This is a genomic window from Phascolarctobacterium succinatutens CAG:287 (genome assembly GCF_000434895.1).
GTDB classification, from domain to species: domain Bacteria; phylum Bacillota; class Negativicutes; order Acidaminococcales; family Acidaminococcaceae; genus Phascolarctobacterium_A; species Phascolarctobacterium_A succinatutens_A.
Genome location: NZ_FR892755.1, coordinates 1 through 1,428 on the forward strand (window position 1 = coordinate 1; position 1,428 = coordinate 1,428).

Below are 1,428 nucleotides of genomic sequence, written 5' to 3' on the forward strand. Positions count from 1 at the left end.
TTTTCCTAAACTTTTTTACTTTTTTCTTACAAAACCAAAAGCTCTCTCTATCACTGCAAAAGCACCAGTCCGCGTGCAAACTTGCTGCGTTCTTCCGCACGCAGCTCCACCTGTGACGCTATTCTTTCCTTAAGCTCCAGCAGTGCGTCCACAGTACCGCTCATAAGCTCAAATTCTACCTCATCGATGCTGTCGCTTTTTTCACCGCAATGAATTGCGCCCTTATCTATCGCCAGCTCAATTACAGCACCGGCATAATCCAGAATATAGGTTATGCGTTCTACATCAACCGTAAACAAAGCCCTGACTCCGGCAGGAGCCAATTCGCTAAGCTCGTAACCCAGGCCAAGAGCTGCAAAGCCGTTCAGCTCAGGCTTTGCTTCTGCCAGCGGCAGATTCAGCTCCAGACGTTCGCTCAGACCATCCCTGCTTTGCCTGGAAGTCTTTACGGTCGCTTCAAAGCTGCCATCGCCTTTGTCGCGTACACGGTAAGCAATACCATGCTGCGTCAGCGTCATATCCGCAGTATCGTAATAGGTGCTCACCAGACGGCGCTTTTTGTAGCTGTCCGGACGCATGGCCTGCTGCATAAAATCCAGCTGCAGCATTTTCTCCAAGCCTTCTCTGCTGAGCAAAAGCTTTAATTCAATCTCTGTATTCTTTGCCATTATTATCACTGCCTTTACCGAAATTTTTTAAACTGCCCAACGCCTGCGATGCCGAATTCTTCTGCCACCAAACCAACGGTATACCAAAGGCCAGCAGCGTTACAGCCAGCGCCGCATAAAAACGCGGCGTACCGAAAGCATCTGCCAGAAAGTTATAGGCAATGGCCCCTGGAAGCATACCGAGAAGCGTTGCTGCCGCATAAATTTTAAACGGCAGGCGCACACTGCCGGCAATAATACTCACTGGATCATACGGAAAAATCGGCACCGTGCGCAAAATAATCATCTTCTTAAAGCTGCCGCTGCCTACAAGATAATGCGTCAAGCGTTCACCCCAGCTGCCGCCGAAGTTGCGCAGCAGCCAGCAGCCGCCGCCGAAGCGTCCCAAAAGATAACAAAAGCTTGCACAGCCAAAGCCACCCAGAAGCAGAAACAATATTCCCCACCACGGACCGAACAGCACACCTGCGCTTAAATTCAAAAGCAACGTCGGGAACAAAAGCAACGGGCGAATCGTATACACCGCTACATAAATAAGCGGTGCCCACACACCGAAGCCCACAACCCAGCGGCGGATATCCTCGGCACTGTGCGGATGCGGATTATACGGTGATTCATACAAGCCATACAAAATTGCTCCCAACACCAGCAGATAAACCAGCACGCGCAAAAGTAAATATAGATATTTTTTCTTCATATAAACCTCGGGAATTAGATTTTCAAGACAGTAGCCTTATTTATATTGTATACGCACCTGCCC

2 protein-coding genes are annotated in these 1,428 nt (G+C 49.3%); both read right to left on the bottom strand.

What is annotated here, in order from left to right:
• Nucleotides 1-50: 50 nt before the first annotated feature.
• Entirely contained in the window at nucleotides 51-668 is a 618-nt protein-coding gene (locus BN587_RS01170) for a CYTH domain-containing protein (RefSeq protein ID WP_021719336.1), read from the bottom strand.
• Entirely contained in the window at nucleotides 646-1,365 is a 720-nt protein-coding gene (locus BN587_RS01175; protein WP_021719337.1) for a TVP38/TMEM64 family protein, read from the bottom strand. Before BN587_RS01175 ends, BN587_RS01170 begins: the two co-directional genes overlap by 23 nt.
• Nucleotides 1,366-1,428 lie beyond the last annotated feature (63 nt).

Coding starts and splice junctions, on each gene's coding strand:
- BN587_RS01175 (WP_021719337.1), bottom strand. CDS start 1,365: ATGAAGAAAAAATATCTATATTTACTTTTGCGCGTGCTGGTTTATCTG.
- BN587_RS01170 (WP_021719336.1), bottom strand. CDS start 668: ATGGCAAAGAATACAGAGATTGAATTAAAGCTTTTGCTCAGCAGAGAA.